Source organism: Chryseobacterium carnipullorum (assembly GCF_900142785.1).
In the GTDB taxonomy this organism is placed as follows: domain Bacteria; phylum Bacteroidota; class Bacteroidia; order Flavobacteriales; family Weeksellaceae; genus Chryseobacterium; species Chryseobacterium carnipullorum.
The window spans coordinates 176,591-202,895 of the sequence record NZ_FRCD01000010.1; the positions used below are offsets into that span (position 1 = coordinate 176,591).

General features: G+C 39.1%; 24 protein-coding genes. 5 read left to right on the forward strand and 19 right to left on the reverse strand.

Translation table 11 applies throughout. The features are described from left to right. Positions 1-2: 2 nt before the first annotated feature. From BUC06_RS12900 to folK, 3 genes are all read right to left on the reverse strand, one after another. Complete coding sequence (locus tag BUC06_RS12900; RefSeq protein ID WP_073334425.1) at positions 3-1,439, reverse strand: OmpA family protein; 1,437 nt, start codon at positions 1,437-1,439, stop codon at positions 3-5. 67 nt (positions 1,440-1,506) lie between these two features. Then, positions 1,507-2,616, reverse strand: a complete 1,110-nt coding sequence (locus BUC06_RS12905) for a flagellar motor protein MotB (RefSeq protein ID WP_073334426.1) — start codon at positions 2,614-2,616, stop codon at positions 1,507-1,509. A 25-nt stretch (positions 2,617-2,641) separates the two neighbouring features. Beyond that, the gene (folK, locus tag BUC06_RS12910; RefSeq protein WP_073334427.1) at positions 2,642-3,058 is read right to left on the reverse strand and encodes a 2-amino-4-hydroxy-6-hydroxymethyldihydropteridine diphosphokinase; all 417 of its coding nucleotides are present in this window, start codon (positions 3,056-3,058) and stop codon (positions 2,642-2,644) included. Positions 3,059-3,078: 20 nt separating this feature from the next. Here folK and sppA point away from each other — a divergent pair, with 20 nt between their 5' ends. Then, positions 3,079-4,833: a signal peptide peptidase SppA gene (gene sppA, locus BUC06_RS12915; RefSeq protein ID WP_073334428.1), complete on the forward strand. Its 1,755-nt coding sequence runs from the start codon at positions 3,079-3,081 to the stop codon at positions 4,831-4,833. Positions 4,834-4,904: 71 nt separating this feature from the next. Here the strand turns inward: sppA and BUC06_RS12920 are convergent, their stop codons facing one another. From BUC06_RS12920 to rpmB, 6 genes are all read right to left on the reverse strand, one after another. Further along, positions 4,905-5,165, reverse strand: a complete 261-nt coding sequence (locus tag BUC06_RS12920) for a GlsB/YeaQ/YmgE family stress response membrane protein (RefSeq protein WP_073334429.1) — start codon at positions 5,163-5,165, stop codon at positions 4,905-4,907. Between the two features lie 69 nt (positions 5,166-5,234). Next, the gene (gene ftsY, locus BUC06_RS12925; RefSeq protein WP_073334430.1) at positions 5,235-6,188 is read right to left on the reverse strand and encodes a signal recognition particle-docking protein FtsY; all 954 of its coding nucleotides are present in this window, start codon (positions 6,186-6,188) and stop codon (positions 5,235-5,237) included. 120 nt (positions 6,189-6,308) lie between these two features. Next, positions 6,309-6,665, reverse strand: a complete 357-nt coding sequence (locus BUC06_RS12930) for a RidA family protein (RefSeq protein ID WP_228423726.1) — start codon at positions 6,663-6,665, stop codon at positions 6,309-6,311. A 99-nt stretch (positions 6,666-6,764) separates the two neighbouring features. Next, on the reverse strand, positions 6,765-6,917 hold the full coding sequence (locus tag BUC06_RS12935; protein WP_002976755.1) for a DUF4295 domain-containing protein: 153 nt from the start codon (positions 6,915-6,917) through the stop codon (positions 6,765-6,767). A gap of 19 nt (positions 6,918-6,936) precedes the next feature. After that, positions 6,937-7,119 (reverse strand): 50S ribosomal protein L33, encoded by a 183-nt coding sequence (gene rpmG, locus BUC06_RS12940; protein ID WP_027373683.1) that lies wholly within the window; start codon positions 7,117-7,119, stop codon positions 6,937-6,939. 6 nt (positions 7,120-7,125) lie between these two features. Further along, complete coding sequence (gene rpmB / locus BUC06_RS12945; protein WP_002976757.1) at positions 7,126-7,368, reverse strand: 50S ribosomal protein L28; 243 nt, start codon at positions 7,366-7,368, stop codon at positions 7,126-7,128. A gap of 240 nt (positions 7,369-7,608) precedes the next feature. On the opposite strand from rpmB, the gene BUC06_RS12950 reads away from it, so the two are divergent. Next, the gene (locus tag BUC06_RS12950) at positions 7,609-9,321 is read left to right on the forward strand and encodes a T9SS type A sorting domain-containing protein (protein ID WP_073334431.1); all 1,713 of its coding nucleotides are present in this window, start codon (positions 7,609-7,611) and stop codon (positions 9,319-9,321) included. Between the two features lie 282 nt (positions 9,322-9,603). Here BUC06_RS12950 and lnt read toward each other — a convergent pair whose 3' ends face one another. After that, positions 9,604-11,238, reverse strand: a complete 1,635-nt coding sequence (lnt, locus tag BUC06_RS12955; protein ID WP_073334432.1) for an apolipoprotein N-acyltransferase — start codon at positions 11,236-11,238, stop codon at positions 9,604-9,606. Between the two features lie 55 nt (positions 11,239-11,293). Here lnt and BUC06_RS12960 point away from each other — a divergent pair, with 55 nt between their 5' ends. Continuing rightward, on the forward strand, positions 11,294-11,716 hold the full coding sequence (locus tag BUC06_RS12960) for a VanZ family protein (RefSeq protein WP_073334433.1): 423 nt from the start codon (positions 11,294-11,296) through the stop codon (positions 11,714-11,716). On the opposite strand, the gene proC is transcribed toward BUC06_RS12960, so the two are convergent. The 4 genes from proC to BUC06_RS12980 form a co-directional block, all read right to left on the reverse strand. After that, positions 11,697-12,500 (reverse strand): pyrroline-5-carboxylate reductase, encoded by an 804-nt coding sequence (proC, locus tag BUC06_RS12965; protein ID WP_073334434.1) that lies wholly within the window; start codon positions 12,498-12,500, stop codon positions 11,697-11,699. The two genes, BUC06_RS12960 and proC, sit on opposite strands and share 20 nt — an antisense overlap. Before the next feature lie 81 nt (positions 12,501-12,581). Then, complete coding sequence (gene murB, locus BUC06_RS12970; RefSeq protein ID WP_073334435.1) at positions 12,582-13,595, reverse strand: UDP-N-acetylmuramate dehydrogenase; 1,014 nt, start codon at positions 13,593-13,595, stop codon at positions 12,582-12,584. Between the two features lie 4 nt (positions 13,596-13,599). After that, on the reverse strand, positions 13,600-14,088 hold the full coding sequence (locus BUC06_RS12975; RefSeq protein WP_139263356.1) for a hypothetical protein: 489 nt from the start codon (positions 14,086-14,088) through the stop codon (positions 13,600-13,602). 11 nt (positions 14,089-14,099) lie between these two features. Next, the gene (locus BUC06_RS12980; protein WP_073334436.1) at positions 14,100-15,305 is read right to left on the reverse strand and encodes a pyridoxal phosphate-dependent aminotransferase; all 1,206 of its coding nucleotides are present in this window, start codon (positions 15,303-15,305) and stop codon (positions 14,100-14,102) included. Between the two features lie 403 nt (positions 15,306-15,708). Here BUC06_RS12980 and BUC06_RS12985 point away from each other — a divergent pair, with 403 nt between their 5' ends. Both BUC06_RS12985 and BUC06_RS12990 read left to right on the forward strand, forming a co-directional pair. Then, complete coding sequence (locus BUC06_RS12985; RefSeq protein ID WP_073334437.1) at positions 15,709-17,502, forward strand: T9SS type A sorting domain-containing protein; 1,794 nt, start codon at positions 15,709-15,711, stop codon at positions 17,500-17,502. 114 nt (positions 17,503-17,616) lie between these two features. Next, entirely contained in the window at positions 17,617-18,099 is a 483-nt protein-coding gene (locus tag BUC06_RS12990; RefSeq protein WP_073334438.1) for a DUF1801 domain-containing protein, read from the forward strand. Positions 18,100-18,369: 270 nt separating this feature from the next. On the opposite strand, the gene BUC06_RS12995 is transcribed toward BUC06_RS12990, so the two are convergent. The 5 genes from BUC06_RS12995 to BUC06_RS13015 all read right to left on the reverse strand — a co-directional run bounded on the left by BUC06_RS12995 (position 18,370) and on the right by BUC06_RS13015 (position 26,301). Continuing rightward, on the reverse strand, positions 18,370-19,629 hold the full coding sequence (locus tag BUC06_RS12995; RefSeq protein ID WP_073334439.1) for a TolC family protein: 1,260 nt from the start codon (positions 19,627-19,629) through the stop codon (positions 18,370-18,372). Then, positions 19,619-22,714: an efflux RND transporter permease subunit gene (locus BUC06_RS13000; RefSeq protein ID WP_073334440.1), complete on the reverse strand. Its 3,096-nt coding sequence runs from the start codon at positions 22,712-22,714 to the stop codon at positions 19,619-19,621. Before BUC06_RS13000 ends, BUC06_RS12995 begins: the two co-directional genes overlap by 11 nt. A 70-nt stretch (positions 22,715-22,784) precedes the next feature. Next, positions 22,785-23,879, reverse strand: coding sequence for an efflux RND transporter periplasmic adaptor subunit (locus BUC06_RS13005; protein ID WP_073334459.1), 1,095 nt, complete (start codon positions 23,877-23,879; stop codon positions 22,785-22,787). A gap of 61 nt (positions 23,880-23,940) precedes the next feature. Next, a complete protein-coding gene (locus tag BUC06_RS13010; RefSeq protein ID WP_073334441.1) occupies positions 23,941-24,636 on the reverse strand; it encodes an MgtC/SapB family protein in 696 nt (231 codons plus the stop codon). Positions 24,637-24,948: 312 nt separating this feature from the next. Beyond that, positions 24,949-26,301, reverse strand: coding sequence for a sensor histidine kinase (locus BUC06_RS13015; RefSeq protein WP_073334442.1), 1,353 nt, complete (start codon positions 26,299-26,301; stop codon positions 24,949-24,951). Positions 26,302-26,305: the final 4 nt, after the last annotated feature.

Below are 26,305 nucleotides of genomic sequence, written 5' to 3' on the forward strand. Positions count from 1 at the left end.
TATTATTTAGCTTCGAAGTATACTCTTCTGTTGGCTCTGTTTTTCCATTCAGGGCATTTAGTAGCTGGTTCACACTCAGGATATTTAAGGTCTTTTTCACCTTTTCCTACTGCGTTGATTTTTCCAGACTGAACTCCGTTCTTAATTAAGTAAGACTTAACATTATTTGCTCTTCTCTCAGAAAGTTTCTGATTGTAAGCATCAGTACCTCTTGTATCAGTAGCACCGATTACACTGTAAGAACCAGTTGAAGAATTGATATAGTTAACTGCATTATTTAAGATGGGAGTGTTTGAAGGTAAAATTCTGTCAGAATTTAAATCGAACTCAATTCCTTCAAGTTTAGTTTCTGTTTCTACTACAGGTCCTGCAGTCGTTGTAGGACATCCGTTGTTTTCAACAGGTCCGGGAACTGTTACACACTTGTCGTAAAGATCGATGACACCGTCAAGATCTGTATCAAGAGCAACACCAGCACCATCTACTCTTGCACCAGCAGGAGTGTCAAGCTGTCTGTCCCAATCGTCACAAACTCCGTCGTTATCAGCATCTCCTTTTTTACATACTTCAATATCCTGGTTTTTGTTAGCCAAAACATCTAGCTTATAATAGATTTCCTGTAGTGGATCATGCCACATTAAGTGAGACTCGTGTTTTCCAAGTTTCAATGAAATCCCTAAAGTAGCATTAAAGAAGTTATCAGATACCTGCTCTTCACGTCTGTTGATCGTACTGTATTTGTCGCCTCCACCATCAAATTCATCGTCACCGGTTACAACATACATCAATCGGCCTTCAAGGTCAATTCTTCTGTTAATTTTATATTTTAAACCGGCACCAGCCTGCATAAACATAGACCCGAATTTAAATGGTTTAACTTCAGTAGCAAGTCTTTGTCCTGTAATATCTTTCTGGTAGGCTCTGTAAGCAATCGTACCGATACCAGCGTAACCATGAAGTGCCCATCTGTATGGAGAGTGGTTGTCAACTCTTCTCATAAGATTAGAGAAGTTGATATCTCCTAATAAAGATATTGCATCATACTGAGTTCTTCCAGCTACAGCTTTCGCGTCTGGAGCAGCATCTTTAGTGTTGAACCATCCTTGTCTTGTTTCACCTCTGTCATACTGTAATTTCAAACCAAAAGCATGAGTAATGGCTTTATCGATACTTACATAAGCAGAGTATCCGAAAAGGTTTTTACCGTTACCATTCTTTATGGAAGTCATATCCGCAGACTGGATTAGCGGTACACCTGCACCAGCTGAAATAGACCAGTCATTAAATCTTTTTGACTGATTGGTAAACGGGGAAACGTTGGCAGAACCGGAAGAAAATGTGTTTGGATATTCTCCATTTGAAACTGCCGTTGAGTCTTGTGCATAGCTTGCGGCTGGAATGGCCATTGCTAATGCTACAATTGCTAAACTTAATTTCATAGTGTATTTTTTATTTAGTTAATTAAATGATTTTATTTTTAAATAAACAAGCTTAATGCCCTGTTTATTATTTTGTAGGGCATCCGTTGTTCTCAACAGGTCCAGGAACCGTGACGCACTTATCATACAAATCGATGACACCGTCAAGATCCATATCTAAAGCTACACCGGCACCATCCACTCTTGCTCCTGCAGGAGTATCTAACTGTCTGTCCCAATCGTCGCAAACCCCATCATTGTCAGCATCACCTTTTTCACATACAACAAGCTCTGTAGAAGCATTTTCTAAAACGCTTGTTCTGTAATAAGCTTCCTGAAGTGGGTCATGCCATGCCAAGTGGGATAGATTTTTTCCTAATTTGAAAGAAACACCTAAAGTAACAGTCCATGCATTATCAGACCTTGAATCGCTGATCATGTTATACTTTGAGCCTGGTACTGCCGGGTCATAATCGTTTGGACCTGCCCATCCGCCTCCGTCAAATTCATCATCACCACTTATGATATACATGGTTCTTGCTTCGATATCGATAAGTCTTGAAACGTTGTATTTCAATCCTGCTCCAAACTGATAGAATAAAGAGTTGATGTCTAAATTCTGCTTGATAAACAATGGAACTCTTTTAGGAGTATTACTCCATCTGTATTCATTTCCATCATGCAGAGAAGTATTGTAACCCTGGAAACCAATTCCTGCATAACCATGGAAAGCCCATCTGTAAGGGGAATGATTATCTACTCTTCTCAATAAATTGGAAAAGTTTACATCTCCCATTAATGCAACCTGATCAAATTTGGTCGTTGCTGTACCTACACCAGCCAAAGCACCGGCTACCCCTTCTAATTGTGCTTTCTGCTTTGTTTCACCTCTCTGGTAGATAAGGCTTAATCCAAAAGCATGCGTGATCTGCTTGTCAATACTTACATAAGCATTATAGCCCCAGTTGACCTTTTTGTCATAAAAAGATCTTAAATCGGAATGAGCCATAAATGCAGCACCACCACCAACAGAAATAGACCAGTCGTTGAAACGTCTGGACTTATTGTCGAATGGCTTTACATTAGCAGAACCTGAAGAAAAGGTATTAGGATACTCAGTTGAAGAGTTTACTGTTGTACTGTCCTGAGCATAAGCTGTGATAGGAAGTGCGGCCAATAATAATAAACCTAATTTCATATTGTATGTTTTATGTTTTTTTATTTTAGATAAAATCTTTCAATAATATTTTAGAAAAATCCCTTTCAAATAAATGCTTTTGATGGGGTATTTCTAATCTTTCGGATCTGAATTTCAGATCATTATATTTAATGATATCAATATCTATTATTCTATCGCTATAGCCTCCAGATGATGTTGAATCATTAATTCTACCCATTTCAGCTTCAATACCTTTAACAAAATCAAGCAGTTGAATTGGTGAAAGACACGTGAATATTATTGATGCAATATTACAAAAAATATTGGAACTAACAAATTCTACGGGTTCAGTAATTAAAAATTCGCTTGTTTGTGATATTTCATTCCCACCCTCACTGATTTTCTGTAAAGCGTGTTCCAAATTTTTTTTTTGATCTCCGAGGTTACTTCCGAGTAACAAAACGACCTTATTCTGCGACATATTGGAAAATTGATTGATTTATGAGAAGTTTCTTTAAAAACGTATTGGCAAATATAGTGGCAATTGTCCTATTATGTGCCGTATTTTTCGTCTTTTTCATTATGATGATTGTGTTCAGTTCCATGGGGAATGAAAAATCCATTGCAGTGAAAGACAATTCTGTGCTGACGATTAATTTAAAGACCAATATAATAGATAGCCCAACGGAAGAGCAAGTGGGCCTGTTCAATATCAGCGAGAAAAGCAAAAGCGTTTTGCTTTATGATGTTCTGGAAGCCATCAGGAAAGCTAAAACGGATGATCATATTAAAGGTATAAGTATTGAAGCTGATGATCTGCATGCAGGAATGACGCAAATAGATGATATCAGAAATGCGATTGAAGATTTTAAAAAGAGTGGAAAATTTGTATATGCTTACGGAAATGCTGTATCACAGGCTTCTTATTATTTAGGATCTGTAGCTGATCAGTATTATCTTAATCCATCCGGAATGATAGACTTGAAAGGACTGGCTACGGAAGTTACTTTTTTTAAAGATTTCGCAGATAAATATGGAATTGGTATAGAAGTTATCCGTCACGGAAAATTTAAGTCAGCAGTAGAGCCATTCCTTAGAAATGATATTTCTCCTGAAAATAAAGAACAGCTGGGTACGCTTTTAAATGATATCTGGAAAAACACATCCACTAAAATGGCGGTTTCAAGAAAGATTGATACTGCACAGTTTAAAACGGTTGTTGACAGTTTATACGGAATGATTCCTGAATTGGGCTTGAAATATAAACTGGCTGATAAACTGATCCAGAAAACGGAGTATGACCAGATGATAAAATCTAAGTTGAGTCTTAAAGAAAAAGAAAAGCTGAATAAGGTATCGTTAGCCGGCTATATTAATTCTTATGCAGATGAAGAAAAGTCTGGTGAAAAAGTAGCTATATTATACGCTTCAGGAGGCATAAACAACGGAGAAGGCTACAATGAAATCTATTCTGAAAAATACATCAAGTACATCAGAGACCTTCAGGATGATGATAAAGTAAAGGCTGTGGTCTTCAGAATCAATTCTCCGGGAGGAAGTGCCAATGCTTCGGATGAGATTTTATTCGAGCTTCAGCAGTTGAAAAAGAAAAAACCTTTGGTGGTTTCTTTCGGTGACTATGCCGCTTCAGGAGGATATTATATTGCAATGGCTGCAGATAAGATCTATTCTGAACCTAATACACTGACTGGATCTATCGGAGTTTTCGGGGTGATACCTTATTATAAAGACCTTGCCAACAAAAACGGTGTTCGTTCAGATATTGTCGCTACCAATGCGAATTCTCAATACTACTCAGCGCTGAACGGGGTGACACCATACGGGGTAAATCTGATCACGAGAAGCGTAGAAGGAACCTATAAGAGATTTGTACATTTTGTTACTCAAAACAGAAAGCAGACTTTCGAGCAGATTGACAGTGTAGGAGGGGGAAGAGTATGGAGTGGTGTTCGTGCCAAGCAAATCGGGCTTGTAGATGAACTGGGAACATTGAATGATGCTGTGAAATTTGCTGCTCAAAAAGCAGGTTTAAAATCTTATCATGTTTCTTCTTACCCTAAAAAAATGACTCCTTTTGAGCAGATTTTCAAAGACCTGAATGAGGAAGATATTTCTGCAAGAATCATTAAAAATAAAATAGGAAAAGCCAATTATGAAATCCTTCAGCAGATCACCAGTGAAAAACTGAAGTCTGAGGTGAAAATGGAAATGCCTTATCAAATCAAGATCAACTAAACTAAATTATATTGTACAAAAAATCCCGGAACTGAATTTCAGTTCCGGGATTTTATTTTTATCTGCCAGTGTTAGCTTCTCTTGGTAGCCATTCCGTAGATCCAGAGGACAATTAAAGCTCCTCCTATAGCCAGAATCCAGCTTCTTGGATTCCAGAATGAAGTAACGTCTCCCCAGTGCAGGACATAAACTCCTATTGCACCACCCACGAAAGCTCCGATGATCCCCAAAATAATAGTGATCAGCCAGCCACCTCCCTGGTTACCCGGCATAATCATTTTTGCGATTGCTCCTGCCAATAGACCGAAAATAATCCATGTTAAAATTCCCATAGTTGCAAATTTTTTAAGTGTTAATATTTATTGATTTGTTTGCTGGTTTAAGGGAAAACATGATGTGAATCATCTTTTCTTGAAAAATGAGTCAACAAATTCCGTACCATTGAAAAGTTGAAGGTCCTGCATCTTTTCACCAACCCCAATATATTTCACCGGAATCTGGAACTGATCTGATATACCGATCACCACTCCGCCTTTGGCTGTACCGTCAAGTTTCGTTACTGCCAGTGCATTTACTTCAGTGGCTGCCGTAAACTGTTTGGCCTGCTCAAAAGCATTCTGTCCGGTAGAACCGTCAAGAACCAGCAGGATCTCATGAGGGGCATCTGGAATTACCTTTTGCATGACTCTTTTAATCTTGGAAAGCTCGTTCATCAGGTTGATTTTATTATGAAGTCTTCCTGCGGTATCAATGATTACCACATCAGCGCCCTGTGCAACTGCACTCTGTACAGTATCAAAAGCGACAGAAGCCGGATCTGAGCCCATATCCTGTTTTACGATAGGAACACCCACTCTTTCGCTCCAGATGGTCAGCTGGTCTACTGCTGCCGCTCTGAAGGTATCTGCAGCTCCAAGCACTACCTTTCTGCCTTCTGATTTAAACTGGTGCGCGAGTTTCCCGATGGTCGTTGTTTTTCCTACCCCGTTGACGCCAACTACCATGATGACATAGGGTTTTTTGGAGCTGTCTATATTTCCTGTTCCCGCGTGCGGATTTTCAAGAAGCAGTCCGGAGATTTCTTCACGAAGGATATTGTCAAGTTCACTTACACTTACATATTTGTCACGCGCAACGCGTTCTTCAATTCTTTCTATGATCTTGATGGTGGTAGATGCGCCTACATCGGATGCGATCAGTATTTCTTCAAGGTTATCCAGTACTTCATCATCTACTTTGCTTTTACCGACTACGGCCTTCGTCATTTTTTCAAAGAAACCCTGGCTGGATTTTTCCAGGCCCTTATCTAAAGTTTCTTTTTCTTCTTTTTTGAAAATATTTTTAAACCAACTCATAGTTTGTTCTTATTTGTTTTTTATAACTGCCGTGGCTTCTACTTCTATAAGTACGTCATCTCTGAAAAGACGGCTCACTTCCACAAGGCTGCTCACTGGAGGATTCTGAAGGTTGATATATCAATCACGAATTTTTCTAAAGTCTGGTGTTTTGGAAATGTCAGTGATAAAGATTCCCAGTTTTACAATGTTCTTTCCTGTAGCTCCATATTCTTTCAGGATGTTTTCGATATTTTTAAATACCTGCTGCGTTTGCTTTTCTACATCGTTTCCTACAAGGTTGCCGGCTTTGTCCAATGGAATCTGCCCGGAAAGAAAAATCATTTTGGAATTTCCACAGTCAATGCTTGTTGATTGTGAAAGTCCTTTAATGGTAAATACTTCAGCCGAGTTTCTGAATTCTACATTGTCCATCTTTTTCTGACTGAATGAAAATAGAAAAAATTCTATGAAAACCAGAATGAAAATCTTTTTCATATGGGTGTATATTGAATTGATTAATAATCTGGTGAACAAAGATAACAAAAAAACTACCCAAAATATGAGTAGTTTTTTATATTGTAAATAAAGTGGAGATTATTTCTTCAAATAACCGTCTACTTCGTCTGCATTCATTACTTTTTCTTCAAAAACGTAAGCACCTGACTTAGATGACTTAACCATTTTCACAACTTTAGTCATTTTTTTTGACTGTCCGCTTTGTAGGGTTGCTACTACTTTCTTTGCCATGGTAAATTATATTTATAAATTACTTGATTTCTTTGTGAAGGGTAGATCTTTTAAGAACAGGATTATACTTCTTAAGCTCTAATCTCTCTGTAGTGTTCTTTTTATTTTTAGTAGAAATGTATCTAGACATTCCTGGCATACCACTTTCTTTGTGCTCTGTACATTCAAGGATTACTTGAACTCTGTTTCCTTTTTTTGCCATGATTTATTAATTCTTTTTAATCAATCCGTTTCTAGTAGCTCTTTCAATAGCTTCCTCGATTCCAATCTTGTTAATCACTCTCAATCCATGAGCTGATACTTTCAGTGTTACGTGCTTATCTTGCTCCGGAAGGTAAAATTTCTTCTCTAATAAGTTAATTTCAAAACGACGCTTCGTTTTGTTATTAGCGTGAGAAACGTTGTTACCAACCATTGCACGCTTTCCTGTTATTTGGCAAATTCTTGACATATCTCGATGTTCTTATTTGTATAATATTTGAGAGTGCAAAATAACGAAGAATTTTTTATATAGACAAATCTTTTGGAAAATATTTACAAATAACAAGCTGATTAATAATCATGAATTTTAAAATAAACTAAATCATGACATCCCCTGAGCCAAGTGACTGATATATTTCATGTAAACTTTCTTCTCAAAGCAAATCCTAATGTTTTATCTTTGTTTTTAATTAATCTAAATAAAAATAATATGAGGAGGATTTGTATTCTTTTATCTATGCTTCCGGTTGGACTTGTCGCACGGGATTTTGCTGAAATTCAGACCGGTATGAAGGATTTCTATTACGGGGCAGCGGATGCAGCTGATATGGATGGCGATGGAAAACTGGATGTAGTGATCAACGGAGCCATTGATAGTGACAGTGATGGAAATGTAGACAGCTCTTTTAATGAAATATATAAGAACAACGGGACTTCACTGGTGCCATATGCTAATCTGGGAGTGAGTTCAACCCATCTGGGGGATATCAAATTCATGGACTTTAATAACGATGGTCTTTTGGATATTATATCTACAGGCCTGAGTTATAATGATGTGGTCAACTATAAGCATTACAGATTCAAAAACACAGGAAATGGTTTTTCGAAAGAAGCAGACCTTGCCGGAAAGATTTACGGATCTCTGGAAGCTTTTGATTTCAATAATGATGGTAAAATAGATTATGCGATCAATGGAACTCAGTACGTAGAAGGGGCTGGCTTCATAAATAATATGGATTTTTATAAAAATACGGGAACTGATTTTGAAATCTTTAAAGGCTGGTTGCCAGGAACACAAAACGGAAGTTTCAAATTTGTGGATCTAAATAATGATCATCTTATGGATCTCGTTATTTTAGGTGTGGCTGACGGTGATGCTCCAATTGCTAAAGTCTATATCAACCAGGCAGGAACCCTGACGTTTACGCAAGATCTTACAGCATTAATAAGTGGGAAAATGGATTTTGCAGATTTCAATGCAGATGGCTATCAGGATATTGTCATTACCGGACAGGATACCAACTACTCAGGATTTCTTACCGTTCTTATGAATGATGGAACGGGACATCTGGAGGTACAGCAAATTAGTACTCCGGAGATTGCAGATTCATCTGTAATGACGGGAGATATCAATAATGACGGATACTATGATTTCATTGTTTCCGGAAATGATGAAAATAATGATGCTCTCGTGAAAACTTTTTTATATGATCCTTCAAATCAAAATTTCACTGAAAATATACCTACAGGACTGCATACTTTAGGAGGACCGGGTTTTGTCAATTTACTTGACTTTAACAATGACCACCGTCTGGATGTTTTGTTGGCCGGATTTGATTGGGCAGATCCGGGCATGCCCTCACTTACCAAAATTTTCAAAAATACTTCTACTGAAGTTAATCTGAAACCTCTACCTCCTGCAGTCCTTAAGGTAATAAAAACAGGAAACCGTTTTAATTTTTCGTGGAGCGGGGCATCTGATGACAAGACACCAGTGAAAGCGCTGCGATATGAAATCAAAGTTGGAACTACACCCGGAGCGGGTAATATTGCAAAATACATAGTAACAACGCCATCATGGTTCCTGGATCTCGATCCTTCTATTCAGAATGTGTACTGGAGTGTAAGATCAATCGATGCTTCAAAGGTGTTTTCCGATGGCTCTTCTCAAAATGCATTGGGAACGCTTGATGTAAAATCAGAGAGCCGGATATCAGTTTACCCAAATCCGGCATCAGAAAAAATATTCATTAAAGGAGAAAAAATTTCAGATGTTGAGCTGTATTCTATAGATGGCAGAAAGCAGAATGTTGTTTTAAATAACGACCAGTCTGTTAATGTATCCCACCTTACAAAAGGGAGTTACGTTGTAAAAGTGAAAATAAAAAACGAAATAATCATCAGGAAACTCATTATTAAATAACTGAATCGTTCTATTAGTGAGAAAAGCCAGTCGTCCAGCTGGCTTTTCTATTTCTTATTTTTTTCGTTGTTATGCGGGGAGACCACCCCGTCAAAAATTCTTTGAATTTTCGCCACCCCTCCATGGGAGGGGAATTTTAGTCGTTTGAATGATGGTCATCTATTTTATGCAAGTATATTTCCCTCGGTAGAAAAAGGAATTATGTACTTGAGATTTCTTACCAATAAATAGGCTGGTCAGTACAGGCTATTAGCGCTATTGGTGTTGAAAAGATCATCACTATTAAGCTTTTTTAATCTTGCTTCTGAACTTCTCAATCAAAAAGTAAAACAGTAAAAAGCCCAGTGCAAAAATGGAAAATCTTGATAAAAGATCTCCTGCTCTCGTGTAGAAGGTCATGGTTTCATAAAGATTCACTTTTGCAAATAATGTGGTCTGATCTCCGTAGAAAGTATCGGCTACTACTTCTCCTTTAGCATTGATATGTGCAGAGATACCGCTATTGGCAGCACGGGCAATTTCTCTTCTGTTTTCGATAGCTCTTAGTTTTGCGTAAGAGAGAAGCTGTTTATGTCCTTCCGTAACTCCCCACCAGGAATCATTGGTCATAATGCCTAAAAAGTTGGCTCCTTTCTTTACATAATCGGTTGTAAACTCACCGTAAATGCTTTCATAGCAAATGATGGGTGCCATACGGCCTTTGTTGTACGGATTTGAAAATGCCATTCTTTCTTTATCTATTCCCAAAGAAGCCACTGTTCCGCCCAAGTTGAGCATGGCATCCCCCAGAAGAGGTTTTAAAACACTCATATACGGGAAGATTTCCACTCCAGGAACAAGTTTCCCTTTGTGATATACCTGAATTTTTTGCTGTGGTGCAACCTGAATGGCGGTATTATAACTTTCTACCCAAAGGTCAGGATTGAGCTGGTAAGCTTCTTTGGGAAGGTTTTCTTTATTTTTATAAAAACGGTGTGAAGAAATTCCTGTTGCGAAAACAGAGCCCGGATGTTTTGATAAAAATCCTTTAACATTATTTAAGAGCAAACTTTTGTCAAAAGCGGTTTCAGAGATGGATCCTCTTCCGGGAAGAGCAGTTTCCGGAGCGATATAATAATCGATTTTGCCTTTTGAACTATTCTCTGCTAAAGTTAACAGGTCGTTTTCAATGGTAAGACTGTCCTTTGAATACTTTTCAGCGTAAGGATCAAGATCAGGCTGAAGCATCAGAACATTCACCTGTCCCGAAGGTTTTTCGTTGAAGTTATTGTATTTGATTATTGAAACAATCATAGGTAGAATAACCAGTACCCCCATAATAGAAACGTTTCTGATCAGATCTTTTCTTTTTCTTCCTGCTTCCCAGGTTCGTATCGTGTAGAAAATTAAAACATTGATCAACAGGATCCAGAAGCTTCCACCGGTTGCTCCCAGTGTATCATACCACTGTATCAGTTTAGGGTAATCTGAGAATACGTTTCCTAAATTCAGCCACGGCCATGTCAGTTCCCAGTTAAGGTGAAATTTTTCAAAGCTCATCCATATAGCGATCAGAAAGGCTAATCCCCAGTAGGTTCCCTGTGCATTCTTGTACCAATGGTAGCACTGGAAAACAAGAGAGTACAGGAAAGAATTCACGAGCACCGGAAAGATCACTGCCATCATCGAGTGGCTTCCGTCCGGGTTTTTGGAACCATAAAGCCATCCGGTTGTTACAATATTCCAGATCACAAAACAAAGGTAAGAGAGCCCAAAGACCATCCAGCTTTTTCTATTGTAAGCTGAAAATTTGGATATGCCGTGTTCCATCATCAATAGCGGAACAAGCGCAAAAAATATAAAGAACGGTACTCCGTAAGTGGGCCAAGACACAGACAGCAGCATCGCTGAAATGAGTGTAAGTAAAAGGTATTTCATTAAATTAATTTAACAAACAAATTTAATGTTTTTGAAATGAATAAATTTGCACTTGATGTTAAAGAAATTTTATAAAATCATTATTGTTCCGTATACACTGATTTTGCTTTACCTGATGTTTTTAGGAATGGGCAGATCTCAATACGAAGATAACCAGATTACCGTAGAGCCTATTCTCTCTACATTGGAGTTTATCCATAACACCATTGGCTGGAAAGATGTTGTGATTATTGTGTTGGGCAACATCATTATGTTTATGCCTTTCGGGTTTCTAGGATGGGTCTTTCCTCAGCTTAAAGATCTGAAAATGCTGTTGTATGTTTTCGTTTCTTCCATAGTCATCGTTGAAGCACTTCAGTATTTTACAAGAATGGGGATATTTGAGGTAGATGATATTATTCTTAATACTTTCGGTGTTTATCTTGGATGGTTGCTTTGCAGGCTTGTAGAAAAGAAATTTATCCGTTTAGTTCTTTAGCCCGTTTTTCAGCATTTAAAATTCCGTTTTTTAAAATTTCTTTAAAACTGTTATCTTCAAATGTTTTTAACGCCGCTTCCGTAGTTCCGCCTTTGGATGCAACGTCTTTGATAAGCTCTTCAAGGCTCTTTTCAGAATTATTGATCAGATGGTAAGCACCCAACATCGTCTGTTGAACAAAAAGTTTAGAAAGATTCTCTTCAATACCCATTTCTACGCCAGCTTTTATCATGGCATCTACGATATAGTAAAAATAAGCAGGTCCGCTTCCTGAAAGTGCCGTAACGCCGTCCATGAGATCTTCGTTTTCTAAATATACAGATCTTCCGGTGCTGTTCAGGAGTCTTTCAATATTGATCAGCTGGCTGAAGGAAATACCGTTGGCGGCTGTGTATCCGGTAATTCCCATTCCCAGAAGAGTAGGAGAGTTAGGCATTGCTCTTACGACAAGCGGGTGATGTAATAACTGCTGAATCTTTTCAATCTTGATTCCGGCCATAATCGACAGGACCATCTGGTTTTCTTTTAATGTGAAGTGAAAGTTCTGTGCAACATGCAGGAAATCCTGAGGTTTTACAGCAATGATAATAAGATCGGCATCCAGTTCCTGGGTTTCTTCAAAAGTAGAGATTTTGGATTTTGGAAACTCTTCGGCAATCTTGGAAATCTTAGACTGACTTCTTGTGATCAGATGAAGATGTTCAGGCTTAATCAGATCGTATTTTAAAAATGATTTTGAAAAGGAAAGGCCCATATTACCGGCTCCGAGAATAGCGATTTTCATATTTGTGCTCTTTTTTTAGCTAAAATAGTGATTTTGTTGACAAAAAAAAGACAGTTATTTTCAGTAACTGTCTTTTGTATATTATAAAATATTCACTTCCCGTTCGAGTTCTATCCCAAACTTCTCCTGTACGGAATGAATGATCTCAGTAGAAAAATCAAAAATTTCTTTTCCCGTAGCATTTCCTGTAGCATTCACGATGACCAGAGCCTGAAGTTTATGTGACGCTGCATTTCCAATTTGTTTTCCTTTCCATCCGCATTGCTCTATAAGCCATCCGGCAGGTACTTTTACCACATCTCCGTTGGGATAGCCGGGGATATTTTCAAATTTCTTTTTCAGATCTTCAAATTGGGACAAAGGAATGGTTGGGTTTTTAAAAAAGCTTCCTGCATTTCCGGTCATTTTTGGATCCGGAAGTTTGCTTTGTCTGATATTGATGACGGCTTTGGAAACATCCTGAATGGTAGGATGAGTAATTCCCAGATTTTCCAGTTCAGTTTGTATCGCTCCGTATTCCGTTTTAATATGATGATGTTTTTTTGTTAATTTGAAAGTGACGTCCAAAATCACATACCTCCCTTTTCCTTCCTGCTTGAAAATGGAGTCCCTGTAGCCAAAATGACACTGTTCCAGATTAAACGTTTTCAATCCAAGATTTTCAAGATCCAAAACGGTACAACTTACAAAAGTATCCTTTATCTCAGTTCCGTACGCGCCGATATTCTGCATGGGTGAAGTGCCTACATTGCCCGGGATTAAAGAAAGATTTTCCAGCCCGCCATAGTTTTTATCAAGGCTGTACTTTACGAATTCATGCCAGTTTTCCCCTGCTTTTGCTGTTACAAGAACCTCATTTTCACTCAGGTCTTCCTCTTCGATTCCTTTCAGGCTAAGTTTAATGGTAAGTCCGTCAAAATCTCTGGTCAGCAGAATATTGCTTCCGCCGCCTAAAAATAAGACCTTAAAATCATGATTTTTAGAATAACGGATGGCCTCCTTAAGTTCTTCAATGGTAGTTGCTTCAATAAAATATTTTGCTTTGACGTCAACGCCAAATGTATTGTAAGGCTTTAGGGAAAAATTTTCTTGCATATTGTTATTGGTATTCTGTTGGAAGAATCATATTGAGCTGTTCTTTAAACTGTTTCAGCTGTTGGTAATGAAGCGTATCTGCATAAGAGTTGACATAGATGTGTGACTTTTTCGGAGTTCTGATCTGAAACGTTTCGTCAATACCGTCTACAGACTGTTGGCTGGGAGAGCTTTGGATCTCATCAAGATCTTTAGTCTTAATCGAAGATATCAGCTGTTTCCAGATGGGTATACTGATTGCTGAGTGCCATTCCTGATGAGTTCCGCGGGCCGCAATTCCCTTCTCTGCATGGATGGAATCCTGAGTAACTTTGATAATTTTATAATCTCCCTGATCACCTCCGATATTGGATACACTAATGAAGGTTATTTCATTGGAATTTTGGTGGACGGCAGAAACCTCTTCCTTTTTTGGATCACAGGAAAAAAGTGCCGGCAACAAAAATATTGAAAACAGGAGTTTCAGATAAGTGTTTTTTATTGCCGGCACCATAGATTATATTTTTAAAGACTAAATTCTTCTCTGTATTTCTTCAGCGCTTGTTTAAGAATTTCAGCACTTCTTTTAAGATCTTCTTCTTTCAGTACGTAGGCAATTCTTACCTGTTTTTTTCCTAATTCAGGATCACTGTAAAAACCTCCTGCCGGAGCTACCATGATCGTTTCATTATTAAGAGAGTATTTTTCTAGTAACCACTGTGCAAATTTCTCAGTATCATCTACCGGAAGTTCAGCAACACAATAGAATGCTCCCTTTGGTTTAGGACAGATTACTCCTGGAATACCGTTCAGAAGATCTACCAGAATATTTCTTCTGTGGGTATATTCTTCTCTTACTGCTCTGATGTAGACACCATCGTTCTGGTGAGCTGCTGTTGCTGCGATCTGGCCCAAAAGAACAGGGCTTAATCTTGCCTGTGCAAAAAGCATCGCTGCATCATGGATCTTTTTAGAACGGGTCAGTAGGCATCCGATTCTTACCCCGCACATCGAATAACGCTTGGATTCTGAATCAATGATAATGCAGTTTTCACTAAGTTCAGGGAAATCCAGCATAGAGATCTGCTGCTTTCCATCATAAACATATTCTCTGTATACTTCATCAGAGATAATAACGATATCATATTTCAAAGCAATTTCTGCTAACTTCTGAAGCTCTTCACGAGTGTAAAGATAGCCTGTAGGGTTACCTGGGTTGCAGATAACGATTGCTCTTGTTTTTTCTGTAATTTTTTTCTCAAATTCTTCGATCGGAGGAAGGGCAAAACCTGTATCAATCGTAGATGGAACAGCTACCACATGAACATTGAAGGTGCTCGTAAAACCATTGTAATTGGCATAGTAAGGCTCAGGAATGATGACCTCATCACCATCATCACATAAAGTAGAGATCGCGAAGTTTAGCGCTTCAGAACCTCCGTTTGTTACAATGAAGTTATCAGGTGTCAGGTCTGAAAACCCTAAAGTATGATAATACTCTGTAAGGGCTCTTCTGTATTCTATATTACCTTCAGAAAGTGCATATTCTAATACTTTAAGATCAATGTTCTTTAAAGCATTTAAAGCGGTTTCCGGCGTTTCAATATCAGGCTGACCGATATTAAGGTGATATACTTTTATTCCCTGCTGTTTCGCTTTTAAAGCGTAAGGAACCAGTTTTCTTACCGGCGATGGCGGCATATGCTGTGCTCTGTTTGAAATATTCGGCATTGTTCAAAAAATTTGTATGGCAAAAATAAGATTTAATTTCTCAATAATAAAATAACCTGTTGTGGATTTTGAATGCTTTTTAATTGTTTTGAAAATCAGTAAATTAAAATTGATTGTTACTGATTCTGTGGATTGAAAAGTAATTTTTTTTTATTGATGTTTGATGCTGGCTGTCAGCTTGTTGAAAAATATTGACTATTCCAGATTGATGATGGGACAAAATGATTAAAATTGTCAAAATAATACATTAAAATGTGAATAAAATATTTGGTCAGAAAATAAATTTTCTATATAGTCAGAATGTTGATATCATAATATTATTGATTTATAATTGTTTATTTTATAAAATTATCAGTTTTGCATTGTGTTTTTTATTAAATTTAACCGATAATAAAAAATAATCATGAAAATACATTTACCACTGAGAGTTCTTCCTATGATGACTCTTTTTGCGGCATCATTGATGAATGCCCAAAATTTTCAAACCATGCCAGTCCAGTCCGGATATACGGCAGATGTTATTGCCAATGATGTAGGGTCCGCAATGACGTCTACTACCGAAGATGTTGATGGAGTGTCTTTTGCATTTGTCGCGCGGGATTTTAAACTTACTGCTACAAGTACACCCATTACCTACGGACTTCCTGTTAATGGAATTATTAATTCTGCCGTGGCGTCTACACCGGGACTGAGCTTTAAACTGGGAGATTTGTATGGAAATAATTCCTTAAAAATTTCCAGTAATACTACAGGAAGCAATAGCGGAACACTATCATTTATCACACCTGTTCCCGCTTTTAAAGTCTATATGCTTTCTACCGGAGGAAGCGGAACGTGTACAGTGAATGTAACTGTCAACTTTACAGATGCTACCTCTCAGACATTTTCCGGAGTAGCGATCTCCGACTGGTACGGAGGAACAAGTTATGCAGTCCAGGGAATTGGAAGAATTAACAGAAGTAATAACGTTCTGGAACCGAATTCTACCAATCCAAGACTTTACCAGTCTGTCTTAACGATAGATGCTGCCAACCAGACCAAACCTATTCAAAGTGTTACCGTAGCCAAAGTTGGGGGGACTGGAATTGCCAATATTTTCGCCTTCTCTGCCGATGCTTATACCGACTGTGTAGCTCCAACACTTCAGCCTGTGGGGACGCTTACTTCAACTTCTGCTCAAGTTTCATGGACAATCCCAAGCAGCGTTCAGGCGGTGAGCTATGATGTGTATTACAGTACAACCAATGCAGCACCAACAAGTACAACGGTACCTAATCACCCTGGAGTAACAGGAAATACCTTTACGATTCCCTCCTTATCACCAAGTACAGTCTACTATTACTGGGTGAGAAGTAATTGCAGCACGGCAACGGCACAGAGCGGTTGGTCATTGTCGGGAACATTTACCACACTTTGTGGTACGGTTGTCCCTTCGTATACTCATGATTTCAGCAGCTTCCCGGGAACATGCTGGACAGCCGGACTTTCGGGGGGAACTCCTGCCACAGCTCCTACCGGTACCACTCCCTATTGGGTGTCGGGTGGCTTTTTAGGAGTCGGGTCTGGCGGATCAGCAACGATCAACTTATATACTACCGGAAGAACAGGCTGGCTTAAAACATTACCATTTAATCTGTCCGCAGGTTCTTACAAAGTGAAATTTGATTATGGTGTAACGGCCTATTTTAGTACCGCTGCTTCACCTATGGGATCTGATGACGTTGTTCATTTCCTGGTATCGAATGATGGAGGAACAACATGGACCATTCTTGAAACATGGAATGAGGCCAATGCTCCCACCAATACTTCGACTCAATATTCTTATAATTTAACAGGATATAACAGTGCCAACACCGTATTTGCTTTTTACGGAACAGACGGAGCCGTGAATGATGATCCTGATTATAATTTTTATGTTGATAATTTTAAGGTGGAAAGTGCTCTGTTAAGTACTTCAGAAATAAAAGGAGTGAAGAAAGCATCAGTTCATCCTAATCCATTCAAAGATATTCTGTATATCTCAGACAGCAGAGAAGTGAAATCTGTAACCGTAGGAGATACTTCCGGAAGAACGGTCAAAACTTTTACCGGAGCTTTGAAGGAACTGGACTTAAGTACACTGAATACTGGATTATATTTTGTTACGATCTATTTCAAAGACGGTTCACAGTCTACGGTGAAAGCAGTCAGAAAATAATTTTTTTTAAGGTCAATAAAATTGAGCGGCAGTGCATTTATGTACTGTCGTTTTTTTTGATTCAACATATTCATAAATTTTGTTATTTTGGATGATTATAAAATTCAATTGACAATGCAAATTCCAGCAGACTCCGTAGCCGATTATATCTCAAAAATTCCTGAGGAAAGACAGGAGGTATTCAAAAAGTTCTTCGATACTGTGAATGATAATCTGCCGGAAGGTTTTCAGGAAACCACTGCCTACGGGATGGTAGGTTGGGCAGTTCCCCTGGAAAGATATCCTGCTGGCTATCACTGTACGCCAGGTTCACCTTTGCCATTTATAGCATTAGCTTCGCAAAAGAACTTTATTGCATTGTATCACATGGGAATGTATGCAGATCCTCAATTGCTGGAATGGTTTGTCGCTGAATATCCAAAGTATTCCAAAAGAAAGCTGGATATGGGAAAATCATGCGTCCGCTTCAAAAAAATGGATGATATTCCTTTTGAACTTATCGCTGAGGTCAGCAAGAAAATAACACTGGAAGAATGGATTGACATGTATGAAACTCAGTTTAAAAAGAAAGAAGAGCCCACTTCAAAAAAGAAATAGACTCTCGACTTACTTTATATATCTAATCAAAAAATAGCAAAAGCTTTTTGACTGCTTAAATTTTTCATGGACATGGCTTATCGGATAGAAATTACATTTATGCTAAAGAATAAAAAAAAATTATTGAGGATGATGTACTCAGCTGAAAATAAGCTTACTATTCAAACGATGATCATTCCCCTCCCATGGAGGGGTGTCAAAAATTCAAAGAATTTTTGACGGGGTGGTTAACAATGCCCCCGAAACCTAACCAAATAAATACAATCATCATCAAAAATCAATATCCCAGATCCCGGTTTTCCTTTCCAATTCAATAAGCGCTACCGCATTATCTGCAAGTGTTTCAATATAGCGCTGTCTGATATCATTATAGGTCCTCTGTGCGTTCAGAACTTCCAAAATGGAACTTTCACCTCTCTGATAACTATAAATAATACCATCCAGAATACTTTTGGCTTCGGAAAGCATTCCATTGTCAAATTGTTTCAGCTGTTTCTGGGTGGCCTGATATTGATAATAAGCCTGCATAACTTCTGTTCGGATGCTGTTTTCGATCTGCTTATACTCCGTTTCTGCCTGCTTACGTCCTATTTCTGCGATTTTCAGATCAGCATTTCTGCGGTTTGAAAACTTCAAAGGAATGCTGGCTCCCAGCTTTATGGCGTTCACAGCGGGGGAAGGAGCAATTTCATTGGTTGCCCAGGTGCTATGCTCTACGCCTACACTTAATCCCAAATCAATGATACGGTTTGCCTTTTCAAGCTTAATCAGGCTGGCGGCTGTATGGATATTCTGTTTTGAGGCCAAAAGATCAGATCTGGTATTAACAGCCTCCAAAATAAGATCTTCAGAATTAAAGTCTCTGTTAAAAGCCTTGAAGTTTCCACTAATTTCTTTTTCTTGCTGATCCGTTCCCAGAAATATAAAAAGTGCTGAGAATGATTGTCTGCTGATGCTTTCTGCCTTATAGAGATCATTCAGTAAAGATGAAGCTTCCAGTTTGCTTTGTCTGGATGTCACCTGAGAGATAGCGCCCAGCCTGTATCGGATGCTGTCGGATGTTGCAAGTTGATGCATGCTGAGGTAAGAATCTTTCTGGATGTCAACAAGAGCTTTTGTTTTTAATGCTTCAATGTATCCAACAGACGCATCCGCTATCAGGTTTCTTAAAAAATCCTGAAGTTGAAGCTTAGAATACTCAGCCTGATTTTTTGCAGTTTCTATCCTTGCTTTTCTTTTGTGACCAAGTTCCAAAGTCCAGTTTACTGAAGTTCCGATCGTATACCCCATTTTTTTTGAAACTCCATTGTCTGAAGTTTCCATTTCAAGCTGGGGATCCGGAAACAATCCCGCCGTCAGGATAGAAGCTTCCGTCATACTGACATTATATTTTTGAGCGGCATAGTTTAGATTTTTTTCTCTGACCTCACTCAGATAAGAGGCAAAATTTAAAGTTTCTTTCTCCTGGGCATTTACGGAAATTTGAAATAAGAGCCCAAGTGATATGGTGAAAATGATTTTAGATTTCATTCGAATTTATTTTTTGTTTGTCAAAATGATATTCTGCGAGATAATAGATCGCCGGCAGGATAAATAAAGTAAGCAGCGTTGAAAACATAAGACCATATACAATGACTGTAGCTAAAGGTCTCTGAACATCAGAACCAATTCCCGTAGCCAGTGAAGCCGGAAATAGTCCTATCACAGCAACGGAAGCAGTCATCAGTACAGGTCTGAAACGATCTTCCGCTCCTTTAACCACGGACGTTTTTAAATTAAATCCCTGCTTTCTGAGCGTATTGATGTGAGATACCATAATTACTCCGTTCTGTACGGCTACTCCGAACAGGGCAATGAAGCCCACCGCTGACGAAACATTTAAGGTCATACTCCGTACATTCAATGCCAGCATGCCTCCGAATAAAGCAAGGGGAATAATACTCATCAGAACAAGCGCCTGTCTGAAGCTTCCAAAGGCTCCGTAAAGCAGTAAGAACATCACAGACAGTGCGATCGGAACAATGAATGCCAATCGGGAGTAAGCCCTGTTTTTGTTTTCAAACTGCCCGCCCCATTTGATCTGGTATTTCAGATGATCATAGCGAATATCTTTTTCAATAGTATTCTGCGCTTCTTTCAGAAAAGAGGAAAGATCCCGATCCCTTAAATTCAGTTTAACGGTGAGATGTCTTTTATTCATTTCTCTTGTAATGGTGCTTTCTCCCGTGCTCAATTTAATTTCAGCTACCTGTGAAAGAGGTATTTTAGCACCTGAAGCTGAAGTCAGCATAAGATTTCCTACCTTATCCGGAGTGTTTCGGCTGTTTTCGGCATACCGGCACGAAATATCATATACCTTATTGCCGATGAAGATTTGTGAAATAGCCTTTCCGCCTAAAGCTGTTTCGATGAGGTCTGCCACATCGGAAACATTCAGTCCGTACTGGGCAATTTTGTCCCGGTCTGCAATAATCTGCAGTTGGGGAAGAGGCGGCTCCTGATCGATGGCAAGATCTGCGGATCCCGGAATGGTCTTTAAAGTGGAAAGGATCTGTTCTGCGATCTTTCTGGTTCCGTTAAAATCATCACCGTATACTTTCACAACCAGTTCACTGTGTGCACCGGAAATTTTATCCATAACCCCGTCAATCATAGGTTGTGAAAATCCTACCGAAAACCCCGGCATATTTTTATAATCATCAGCCAGTTCTTTGATAAGGTCCACTTTGGTTTTTCCTGATGCCCATTCTTTGTAAGGTTTTATGCCTACAGAAACTTCAAAATGGGAAGCCGTCCACGGGTCTGTTCCGTCATCATTCCTTCCGGCCTGTACCATCACATAGGTGACTTCGGAATGTTTCATCGTCTGAGTTCGTAATGAATCACTCATCTCCCTGGCTTTATCCAATGAGATTCCGGGAGGAAGCTGTACCTGAAGCCAGATAGATCCTTCATCCAGTTCCGGAAGGAAGTCTTTGCCCACCATAAAAGAAAGCAGTCCTGCGGAAAATAGAATGATGCATGCCGGAATCAACATTTTTTTAGGAGCCTTTATAATCTTATCAATTCTTTTACCATAAAGACTGCTTATTTTTTCGAGCCAGCGGTTGTGAAATATCTTCTGGGGCTTTCTGTAAATAACATAGGCAAGCCCGGGAATCAAAATCAAAGCGGCTGCCAGTGCCCCAAGTAATGCATATCCGATCGTAAAAGCCATAGGAGTGAAGAGTTTCTTTTCTACCCGCTCAAAAGCAAACAGGGGAATATAAGCCGTAATGATAATGACTGTAGAAAAGAAAATTGGTTTTGCGATCTCTGTTGCTCTCTGGATAATCGTCTTTTCTTCAAGTTCCTTTTCCGGGTTGTCTTCTCTCTTTTTTAAAATAACTTCCAGCATTACAATCGATCCGTCTACAATGATCCCAAAATCTATTGCTCCTAATGAAAGCAGATTGGCAGGGATATTCGTGAAATACATCAGGATAAATGCAATAAGAAGCGACAAAGGAATGGTAATGGCAACAAGCAGTGCTCCTCTCCAGCTTCCCAAAAATACAATCAGGATAATGATCACCAAAACAATTCCTTCGGTTAAAGTATGGGTGACCGTAGTCAGGGTTGTATTAACAAGGTCTGTTCTGTCCAGATAAGGATGAATTTTGACACCAGCAGGAAGAATATTGGTATTCAGCTCTTCAATAGCCTGATGAACATCTTTTAGAACGACTGAAGGATTTTGTCCTTTTAGCAGAAGTACAATTCCTCCGGTACTTTCATTATAATTCCGCGTCCTGTCTGTATAACCCAGAATTCCTTTCCTTTCAAGATTGCCGTATTTCAGAGTTCCCACATCATTCAAAAATAGCGGAACCCCCTTTTCTGTTTTGATAACAATTTTACCTAAATCATCTAAGCCTTTGATTAGTCCTATTCCCCGTACCACATACGCCAGATCACCTCTTGGGAGCATACTTCCTCCTGCGTTGCTGTTGTTTTTAGTAATCGTTTCAGTGACTTCAGATAAAGAGAGCCCATATTGATCCAGCTTCTGAGGATCCAGCTCGATCTGAAACTGGGTCGTGATTCCTCCAAAATTGGTCACATCTGCGATACCTGTTACCTGTTTGATTCTTGGAATAATGACGAAATTCTGCAGGTCCGTCAGTTCTCTCAGACTTTGTCCGTTTCCTTCAATAATATAGCGGTAAATTTCTCCCACAGGAGAGGTCAGAGGATCTAAGCCCGGCTGGGCATTGTAAGGAAGTTCAGCCTCGGAAAGTCTTTCCTGGATGCGCTGTCTTGCCCAATAATCATCAACGCCATCATCAAAAACCATGGTAATGATAGAAAGTCCGAAAGTGCTTTTGCTTCTCATGATGTGCATTCCCGGCAAACCATTGAGTGATCTTTCCAAAGGAATGGTGATCTGCTGTTCTATTTCTTCGGCAGCAAGCCCCGGAACCTGAGTTACCACCTGCGATGTCGTGTCGGCAATATCAGGATAAGCCTCCACAGAGAGCTTGGTCCATGAATAATATCCAAAAATTCCTAATAATAAGAAAAGGGCAAGCATCAGCCATCTCTTCTGTATAGAGAGTGTGAGTAGTTTTTTCATAAAATTGATTTAATAGTCCGGAAGTCGTTGGCTCAGTGGGCAAAGGCTTTCGGAAGGATGAAAAGAGGTGTTATTTTGTCCCGGGCATATAAATTCCCCCCTGGATCATGATGATGTCTCCAGGTTGTAGTCCTGAACTGATCATGGTTGCTTTCTCGGAAGTGCTGCCGGGATTGATGAAACGTTTTGTAAATTCATTTCTTCCTGTTTTTATCCAGACATACTGACGGTCGCCTTGTTGCATCAGTGCTTGTGAGGGGATAATCACAGCTTTTTCTGTTCCTGCAGAATAAGTGACAGCCGCAAACATTCCTGGTTTTAATTTTCTTTGCGGATTATCACATTGGATTAAAACCTTGATACTTCGCGTATCTTCATCTACCAGTTCGCTGATGTGATATACCTTTCCGGTAATTTCCATATCCGGATAGGTATTGATTTTCACCGATACAGGGTCGCCAGGACTGATAAAACGGATATCTTTTTCCTTCACCGCACCTGTGACCCATACTTTTGACAGTTCAGCGATGATGACAACCGGTTCGGAATCTTCTTTCAGATATTGTCCGGTAACGATCTTATTGGAAATAATTTCTCCACTGATCGGTGCTTTAATAATGTAGGTTCCTCCTGAACCCTTGCTGTTGTAAGTGTTCAATGTAGACGAAACATTGGAGAGAGAGGTTTTCTTATTCTGATATTCAGTTTCTGCCTCTTCCAGTTCCTTTTGGATCCCTACACCGTGTCTGAAAAGATCTTGCTGACGTTTGTAATTTTTTTCTGCAAGTCTTACATCGTTCATTGCATCAGAATAATCTTTACGGACGGAAGAATATCCGGGGGCAAGGATCTCAAAAATAGGACTTCCTGCCTTTACGGTTTGTCCGATATTGATAAAGGATCTGATCACGCGCCCTGAAAATGGACTTGCTATCTCTGCATAATTATTTGGAATGGTTTCTATAGTTCCGGCGGAAGTGATGTTCTTGCTGTACTGCTGCTCCGTAACCGTTTCAGTGATGATCTTTTTTAATACCGGATTGTTTTCTGATATGATGACATGATTTCCTTTGATACTAAAGGTTTCTTTCTGCTGAGGTTCTTCTTTCTTACCGCTGCAGGAAATAATAAAAGCAAGAACAGGAGTAAAGAATACTGATTTCATTGAGAATATTTTAATAAATCGGGTTTCATTGTTTAGAATCATTGTACATTGAGTTTTAAGTTTATAAATCGTTTTCAGTTCCGATGATTTCCCAGCTGACTCGGGTAATTTTATCTTCCAGGGTGAGCCTGCTGATCGCTTTTTCGATCATGTTATCCTGAGGTGAAGAAGAATAGACTTCTGCAGAAATAATAATATTTTCCGGGGTTTCGGTATCATCGCTGGTCAGAGATTTTAACAGGATCTGATCAGTTGAATTGAAAGACTGCATCAGCAATACTCTTGCATGGTTTTCGATTTCCGTTCTGCATTGAATCGTGATAAGATATTCGGAGGTACTGGCGCGAATTGTTTTGGAGCCTAATGTTTTTCCCAAAGGACGTAATACAGTGTGGATTAAGATGATGAGTCCGGCAGTTATTCCGGCTTCGGTCACGAATCCCAAAGCAGCCAGTGAGCCCACAGAGGCAGAACACCAGATGGTAGCAGCAGTGTTCAGTCCACGTACGGTTAGTCCGTCTTTCATGATAACGCCGCCGCCAAGGAAACCAATGCCGCTAACGATGTATGAGGCTATTCTACCTGTAGCATCACCGCCGATTTTAAGAGATAATAAAACAAATGCTGCCGATCCCAGACATACCAGTGTATTGGTCCTGAGCCCTGCACTTTTCTGATGCCACTGTCTTTCAAAACCAATGGATGCACCCAAAATAAGAGCAGCCAGTAAGCGGGTAGCAAATTCTAATGTATTCATAACTTTTTCTTTTTAGCAGGCCTTTTTCAGGCATACAGAAAAAGCATGCTCAGAAAAGGCTTACGGTTGATAATAACTGGAAGGATCTGCGTCCATAGTTGGAATTATTTTGCTGCAAAAGTAGTGGTAACGGCTGGGAGAAGCTGTTAGAGATGGTTTAGAATGTTATTAGAATTTGATTAGAGAGGCTAGATTTTAGAAGTTAGAGTGAAGTTATATACGTCGTATTCTGATATCATTAACCTATAGTTAAATTGTGACGTCTATTATCTATCTTCTTTTCTCTTTCATCTTTTACCTTTTCTCCTCTGTCTAAAAAGTGATTTGAAAGCTGGTTGTATTTTCTCCTGAAGAAATCTGGATTTGAGCGTGATGAAGACTAATAATCTTTTGGGTAAGGTAGAGGCCTATTCCGTATCCTTTTTTGTCAACGGAATTTTCTGCTCTGTAGAAAGGTTTAAATATATTCTGCTGATCCTTTTCGGAAGCAGGCAATCCATTGTTGATCAACTTAATGGAAAGGTGATCAGATACAGCCGAAACATTAATAAAACAGGTATTGTCTGAAGCATATTTACAGGCATTATCAATCAGGTTATTGAATGCAACCAGAAGAAGATAAGGATTTCCTTTATGGATCAGTTTCTGCTCATCAATTGCCGGATCAATGTTGAGGTTGATTTTATACTGAGGATTTTCTTTCCTGATTTTAGCATAAGACTCCATCAGTATTTCGTCTACTCTGATTTCTGAAAAGCTTATTTCAGCAGGGTCATAGCTGGCTTTGGCCAGATCCATTAAACTTCCGGAAAGCTTACTCAAATTTTTCACATCCGTTAATGCATTCAGGATAATCTTTTGATATTCCTCCTGGGTGTAATTTTTCTGCAGAGCCAGTTCCAGTTCAGCGGTCATGGTAGCGAGTGGGGTGTTGAGTTCGTGAGAAATATTGGAGACAAAATGTTTTTGTGTGCTGAAAGAGTTGTCCAGTCTTTCCAGCATCTGGTTGAAGTTTTTTTCAAGTTCGTGGAACTCTCCTTTTTCTTCAGACTCATCCAACCGGAGTTGAAGTTTTCCAGCGTTGATCCTTTTGATCTGTTCCACCATTTTCACAGCAGGACTGAGTGCTTTTTTAGAAAGAAAAAGACCTGCCAGATAAATAAGGACAAGAATAATAATGAATGAAATACTACTGATGGTCAATAAATGATTGATGGAATTATAACCATACTGATCATAAGCCGCCGCAGTGATTGCATACTGTTGTCCGTTATGGGAATAAACGATTCCTGTTACCTGCAAATCGTCCAGAAAGAAGAAAAGCTGTTTGCTTTTAAAGATTTTTGACAGCATTTCAGGGTTTTCCTTCACGTAATCCACTTTAGAATCATCATGATAAACAAGATTGAAATGGGAATCATAGATCGCGACCTGAACTTCACTCAGAGTCTGGGTATTGTTTTTATATAGCTGATGCATTTCCTTTTCGCTCAGTGCTCCCTGAAAAAAGAGATTGGCTTTGGCAACCGCTTCACTTTTAAGTTCCGTGTAAAATGAAGTTTCCCGGGCTTCTTTTGAAGAATAGTAGATCGCAACGCCATAAAAACTAATGAGCATCGCAGTGACTAGAGTAAAAAGTAAGGTAAGCCTGGTTCTAACTTTCATACCG